We start from the raw sequence: 6,316 nt of genomic DNA on the forward strand, positions 1-6,316 counted from the left end.
GACAGCGCCGGATTCAGGCTGTTATCCGGCTCACCGCTCCACGACCTCGACGTCGAACATCGACCGCCACCGGTAGCGTCGACCGCCCCAGACGAACGTCCGACGCGCGAGCGCGTACGCGAGCAGTGCCGGCGAAATCAGGACACCCGGACCGGCGAGCAGGAACGTCGCCCGTCGGATCCCGAACCTCGCGTACGCCGCGCCCGACAGGGCCGTGACGAACGCCACGCCCGCTATCGGCGCCAGCAGGCACAACGCCGCGAGGCCGACCGAGAGGAGGAGGTTGACCGCGGCCGCCGCCGGCTCGTGGTGTCGCGTGATCTGGAAGAAGCGGACGAACCGCTCCAGCGACTCGCGCGTCGACCCGCCCGCCGCGACGGTTCGGGCGCGGTCGGCGGCGCTCACGTCGAGGTGCTCCGCGAGGGTCCCGTCGTCGCTGACGGTCCGGCGGAGGTCGCCGAGGAGGGCGCCCTCGTCGAGGTCGTCCCGTTCGAACACGACCGCGCCGCCCCACGCGATTCCGCCGCGGGAGAGCGGCAGCGTCCCGCCGATGACGTACGCCGGTTCGAACAGCCGACCGAGCGGGTCCGCTCCGACGAACACGGGGACCTCCGTCGTCGGTCCCTGTCGATCGTAGTCGGCGTTGAGCTCCGCGAGCCACCCCTGCGGGTGACGGAAGTCGTCGTCGGTCCAGACGATACGGTCGTGTCCGGCGGCCTCCATGCCGGCGACGATCGCGTTCGACTTCCCCGAACACCCCTCCGGCTCTCCCGCGACGACGACGCGGACGCCGTCCGGCAGGCTGTCGGCCTCCCCAGCGTCGCCCTCCCGTCCGACGCTCTCTCCAGCGTCGCCCTCTCCAGCGCCGCCATCCCGTCCGACGCCCCCGCCCCGGCGCTCGGCCACCGGGTCGTCGTCGGCGTCGCAGATCACCAACAGCTCGTCGCCCTCGCCGAGCTGGGCGGCCACCTCCGAACACGCCTCCGTCCAGTGAACCGTCGGCAGGAGCACCGACGTCGGCGGGTGAGATCGCTCGCTCTCCGTCACGTCGATCGGTTCGGGCGGGGGACAGATAAGTGGTCAGCCGCTCGTCGGTCGCCCCGGTCGCCGCCCCGGTTCCGAACGTTACCTCGGCCGACACTCCCGCGTTCCGAGCTCCCTGACCCGCGTTTCGCCGCCGTCCGTCACGTCGATCTCGACCGCCGCGGCGGTCACCGACGCGACGTCCTCCCCCGCGAGTCCCGCCGACCGGTCGCAGAGATACGTGAGGAGCGGGTCGACGCGGGCGGGCGCGTCGTCGTCCGCCAGCAGGGTGAGGTACTTCCGCCAGCGCGCGGTGGGGTACGCCCGCGCGTCCGACGGGGGCCGGTCGACCGCGACGGGGTCGCCGTACAGCGCGTCGATCCGGTCGCCGTCGGCGGTCGCCGCCGTCGCGAGGAAGCGCGCGTCGATCGAACTCGGGTTCGGCGCGAACATGTCCCAGCCGTGCTCCGCCGGGCCCGCCGTCGCCGCCACGGGTTCGGGCGCGTCGACGAGCCCGGCCGCCATGCCGTTCCACGCGAGCAGCGACACGAGGAGGACGGCGGCGACGGCGGCGGCGACGCGACCGCGGACCGCCCGGTCCGGAAGGACGCGCGCCGCTCGGTTTCTCGGCCCCTCGTTTCGCGGGTCGCCGACGAGGGCCGACTCCGCGGCCCGGCGGAGCCGCGCGCCGGACGGTCCGACGGCCCCCTCGACGCGGTCCCAGACGAACGGCGGGAAAAACGGGAGCAGGGCGGCCGCCGATACCAGCGGGAAGACGCCGAGCTGGAGCGTGAACGCCATCGAGAGGTGCGCGGCGAACAGGCATCCGGCGAGCGCGGCCCGGACCCGTCCGGCCGACGCGACGAGCAGCGGCGACGCGACGAGCAGCGCAAGCCAGCCGTAGGTGGCGGCCGCGAGCAGCGGCGCCGCCTCGGGCAGCAGCCCTCCGAGCGGCCCGTGGAGGTACGTGAGCCGGAACACTTGTCCGACCGCCTCGCCTCCGGCCCACGCCGTCCCCCTGAGCTTCTCGACCGCGTTGGCGCCGTAGACCACCACGACGACGGCCAACAGGAGCGCCGACGCCGGGCCGGCGAAACGGTCCTCGCGGGCCGCTCGGACGGAGTCCCCGAGCGACGCGCCGCCGCGCACGGCGTCGACCGACCAGCGCGCGCCGAGGGGGCAGAACAGCCCGGCCGCGAGCAGTTGGACGAGCAGCTTGTCGCCCGCGTTGAGCACGAACGGGTTCCGCGCCTGTAGCGACGCGAGCAGGACCAGCGAGACCGCCGTCGCCACGCGGGTACGGTGGCCGGCCGCGAGCGCGACGGCGGCGACGGCGGCGACGAGGAACAGCAGCGCGACGGACCACGCCTCGCCGGAGAGCGCGTGCAGCGAGAGGCGAGCGGCGAGGGGGTACGCCTCCGCGAGCGCCGAGCGCGGGAGCGCGCCAGCGTCGGTATAAAAGGCCGTCAGGTTCCGAGCGCGCAGTCCGAGATCGACGAGGAGGGCGATCCCCAGCGCGACCCGAAACGCCGCGAGGGCGCGCCGGTCGACTCCGACGCGGGCCCGGACTGCGCTCCGGAGGCGGCGACGGACCGAGCCCCGAACGGCAGACTCTCCGTCGGGGTCGGCTTCGAGACCCGCGGCGGGGTCGTCGTCGGCGCGCTCTCGGTGCTCGTCCACAATGGTGGCGACTCCCCGAGGCGCGGAGATAGGTCTTGCGGCGGGGACTCGGATCGACTTCCGCCGCTTTCCCGACCCTTATCGGGGCGCCGGGGGACCTCCGAATATGCCACAGCGCCCCTCGATGCGCGTCGTCGTCCACGGCGGCGCCGGCGGCGTCCCGGACGAACCGGCGCGGAGACAGGAGACGCTCGACGAGGCGGCCGACCGCGGCGCCGACGCCGAGACCCCTCTCGACGCGGTCGTAGCGGCGCTCGCGCCCCTCGAATCGAGCCCGCGGTTCAACGCCGGCGTCGGCGGTGCGGTCCAGTCCGACGGCGTCGTCCGCACCGACGCCGGCGTGATGACCTCGGACCGGGCGGTCGGCGCCGCCTGCTCGATGCCGGGCGTCGAGCACGCGGCGAGCGTCGCACGTGTCGTCCGCTCCGAGACGCCGCACGTCTTCGTCTCCGGCGCCCACGCCGTCGACCTCGCCGACGAGTTCGGCGTCGAGACGGGCGTCGACCTGCTCACCGACGAGACGCGCGAGCGCTACGAGGCGGAGGACCCGCCGCGAGGCGGCCCCCGCGAGCACCTCGACTGGCTCGCGTCGCGGTTCGGGTCCGGGGACGATCACGCGGGGCAGGGCTCCGGGAGCGACGCGGACGGCGACGGGAAGCGCGACGCGCCCGACCACGACACGGTCGGTGCGGTCGCGTCCGACGGCGAGACGTTCGCGGCGGCGACGTCCACGGGCGGCCGGTCGTTCGCGCTCGCGGGGCGGGTCGGCGACGTGCCGCAGGTCGGCTCCGGCTTCTTTTGTACCGAGGCCGGCGGCGCGAGCGCGACGGGGGCCGGCGAGGACATCGCGCGCGTCACGCTCTCGCGGCGAGCCGTCGACTTCCTCGACGAGGGGCTGGGCGCGCAGGCGGCGGCCGACCGGGCGATCGAGGAGTTCGATGAGATCACCGGATCCGGGGCGGGTGTCATCGTCCTCGACGATGACGGCGTCGGGAGCGCGTTCAACACGGACGGGATGCAGACGAGCGTCGCTCGCGAGTAGTCGTCGATTGGGATCGCGCCGAATACAGACGTATGGGTCAACGCGACGGCTCAGGGAGGACAGCGCGACGGCTCAGGGATGAACGTCACGTGGATTCCCCGAGTACGGGTCGATGCTGGCTGACGGCGCTCCCTATCGAGGTGAGTATGACGATGACCCCGATTACGACGAGTACGACTCCGAGAACCGGTTCGGACAGCCGGTAGAGCAGCCACCCCATAGCGACGTTTGCACCCGCCAGAGAGAACGGGTAGACGGTCCGTAGCAGGTGCATCGTTCTCGGATAGGTGTACGCAGATACATATTAAATAGGCTACTAAAACACAAACAACCGGTTAAGTTTGACCACCGATCGCGTGGCGATCGCCGACGCGCGTCTGGTGAGTCGCATCGAGCCTCCGTCGTCCCCGTCGCCGGCTTATCGATGCTCTAAACGACGGGGACGGCGCGCTCAACGAGGCCTCTGCGGCCCACCACCGCTCGAGGGCCTCATCGGGGTTCCCGACGCCGATCCGCGTCGCCGCCCGCGGAGGCGAGGATACAAATCCGCCCGCCGCCTTGCCCGCGTATGGTCACGTTCCTCGCCGGCGGCACGGGGACGCCGAAGCTCCTCGACGGGGCGACCCGCGTGTGGGACCCCGCGGCGATCGCGGTCGTCGCCAACACGGGCGACGACGTCGAGCTCGGCGGCCACCTCGTGTGCCCCGACGTCGACACCGTGCTGTTCGCCGGCGGCGGCGTCCTCGACCGTGAGACGTGGTGGGGGATCGCGGACGACACCACCGAGACGCACGCCGAGCTGCGCCGGCTCGCAGGGGAGGTCGGACTCGGAACGGCCCCGCGCTACCTCGACGTCGAGGCGCAGACGGCGGGCCGCGAGATCGCCCGCTGGCGGCGCTTCTCCGGCGTCGGCGAGTTCATGGAGATCGGCGACCGCGACCGAGCGGTCCACGTCACGCGCACGAGCCTGCTCGACGAGGGCCGCACGCTCACCGAGGCGATCCGGACGCTCGCCGACGCCTTCGGCCTCGACGTCGGACTCCTCCCGATGTCCGACGACCCGGTCGCGACGCTGGTCCACACCGAGGCCGGCGAGACGATCCACTTCCAGGAGTACTGGGTCGCGCGCCGCGGCGAGCCCGGGGTCGCCGACGTGGAGTTCCGGGGCGCCGACGACGCCGAGCCGACCGCCGCCGTGCTCGACGCCCTCGCCGACCCCGTGGTCATCGGCCCCTCGAACCCCGTGACGAGCGTCGGCCCGATGCTCGCGCTTCCCGGGTTCGAGGCCGCGCTTCGCGAGACCCCCGTCGTCGCGGTCTCGCCGTTCGTCGGCGACGAGGTGTTCTCCGGGCCGGCGGCCGACCTCATGGCCGGCGTCGGCCGCGACCCCTCGACCGCGGGCGTCGCCGACGCGTACCCGTTCGCCGACGCGTTCGTCCTCGACTCGGCCGACCCGACCGAGCTCCCCGACCGCCACGTCAAGCGTACTGACACCCGAATCGACGACGCGGACGACGCCGAACGCGTCGCTCGGGCCTGCGAGCGCGCGCTGGCGGCGGTGACGGACGCGTCGGCGACCGACGCGGAGGTGGCGGAGTGACGGCGAGCGAAGACGACGGCCCGACCCCGTTCCTCGTCGCCGCCAGTCTCAGCGGCGCGGCCGACGCCGACTGGGCGGGCGCCGCGGCCCCGCACGTCGACGCGGCGATGCTCGGCGGGATCGCGCTTGACCCCGCCAGCCGGGCGGCCGCGCGCGACCTCGTCGCCCGGGGGCGCTCGGAGTTTCTCCCCGCCGAGCCGCTCGCGTGGATCGACCGGCAGCTCGCCGCGCTCGCCGACGCGCCGGTCCGCCCCGGCGTCAACGTCCGCAGCGCGACCGTCGGCCCGGTGCGCGAGGCGGCGGCGGTCTGCGCCGCCCGCGACGCGGTCTGCGAGGTCAACGCCCACTGCCGGCAGCCGGAGCTGCGCGCGGTCGGCTGCGGCGAGTCGCTCCTCCGCGACCGCGACCGGCTGGCCGACTACGTCGCCGCCGCGGCCGAGACGGGCGCGACGACGAGCGTGAAGGTCCGCGCCGAGGTCCCGGGCGTCGACCTCGTCGCCGTCGCCGACGCCGTCGCCGAGGCGGGGGCCGACTGGCTCCACGTCGACGCGATGGATTCGGAGCGCGTCGTCGGCGACCTGACCGCGGATGACAGGGGTCTCCGCACCGGGCTCACCGTGATCGCCAACAACGGCGTCCGGGGCCGGCGGACCGTCGCCGAGTACGCCGCGCACGGGGCCGACGCCGTCAGCGCCGGGCGCCCGACCGAGCGTCCGTCCGAGCTCGCGCGTATCGCCGAGGCGGTGCGCGCTTGGCGGGAGGGGGAACTGCCGGCGGACGAGACGGCGCGGCGGCGGGAGGCGCCGCCGTGACCGCCGCCGGCGACCCGGTCGACGACGCGACGCTCGCGCTCCTGCTCGAGGTCGCTGGCACTCCCAAGCCCGGCAACGTCGACCGCCGCCGGGACCTCGGCGACCTCCGGTTTGAGTCGTTCCTGGGCGGGGCGGTCGGCGCCCGCGAGGGGCTCGAAC

The 6,316-nt window shown here is 74.2% G+C and carries 6 protein-coding genes; 4 read left to right on the plus strand and 2 right to left on the minus strand.

Annotation, left to right across the window (positions count from 1 at the left end):
• Positions 1–30 precede the first annotated feature (30 nt).
• Together DJ75_RS08725 and DJ75_RS08730 are read right to left on the minus strand one after the other, a co-directional pair.
• Entirely contained in the window at positions 31–1,047 is a 1,017-nt protein-coding gene (locus DJ75_RS08725; protein ID WP_094524112.1) for a glycosyltransferase family 2 protein, read from the minus strand.
• Between the two features lie 78 nt (positions 1,048–1,125).
• Positions 1,126–2,703, minus strand: a complete 1,578-nt coding sequence (locus tag DJ75_RS08730) for an HTTM domain-containing protein (RefSeq protein ID WP_094524113.1) — start codon at positions 2,701–2,703, stop codon at positions 1,126–1,128.
• Between the two features lie 124 nt (positions 2,704–2,827).
• Here DJ75_RS08730 and DJ75_RS08735 point away from each other — a divergent pair, with 124 nt between their 5' ends.
• From DJ75_RS08735 to DJ75_RS08755, 4 genes are all read left to right on the plus strand, one after another.
• On the plus strand, positions 2,828–3,745 hold the full coding sequence (locus DJ75_RS08735; protein WP_094524117.1) for an isoaspartyl peptidase/L-asparaginase: 918 nt from the start codon (positions 2,828–2,830) through the stop codon (positions 3,743–3,745).
• 568 nt (positions 3,746–4,313) lie between these two features.
• The gene (cofD, locus tag DJ75_RS08745) at positions 4,314–5,345 is read left to right on the plus strand and encodes a 2-phospho-L-lactate transferase (protein ID WP_094524115.1); all 1,032 of its coding nucleotides are present in this window, start codon (positions 4,314–4,316) and stop codon (positions 5,343–5,345) included.
• On the plus strand, positions 5,342–6,157 hold the full coding sequence (locus tag DJ75_RS08750) for a dihydropyrimidine dehydrogenase (protein WP_094524116.1): 816 nt from the start codon (positions 5,342–5,344) through the stop codon (positions 6,155–6,157). Before cofD ends, DJ75_RS08750 begins: the two co-directional genes overlap by 4 nt.
• A partial coding sequence (locus tag DJ75_RS08755) for a triphosphoribosyl-dephospho-CoA synthase (RefSeq protein ID WP_176451431.1) occupies positions 6,154–6,316 on the plus strand: 163 nt, incomplete at its 3' end. The genes DJ75_RS08750 and DJ75_RS08755, both read left to right, overlap by 4 nt.

The sequence above is a fragment of the Halorubrum sp. Eb13 genome, assembly GCF_002252895.1.
Lineage (GTDB): Archaea > Halobacteriota > Halobacteria > Halobacteriales > Haloferacaceae > Halorubrum.

What these genes read in the sequence shown, in the direction of transcription:
- cofD (WP_094524115.1), top strand. Translation starts at nt 4,314, where the DNA reads ATGGTCACGTTCCTCGCCGGCGGCACGGGGACGCCGAAGCTCCTCGAC.
- DJ75_RS08735 (WP_094524117.1), top strand. Translation starts at nt 2,828, where the DNA reads ATGCGCGTCGTCGTCCACGGCGGCGCCGGCGGCGTCCCGGACGAACCG.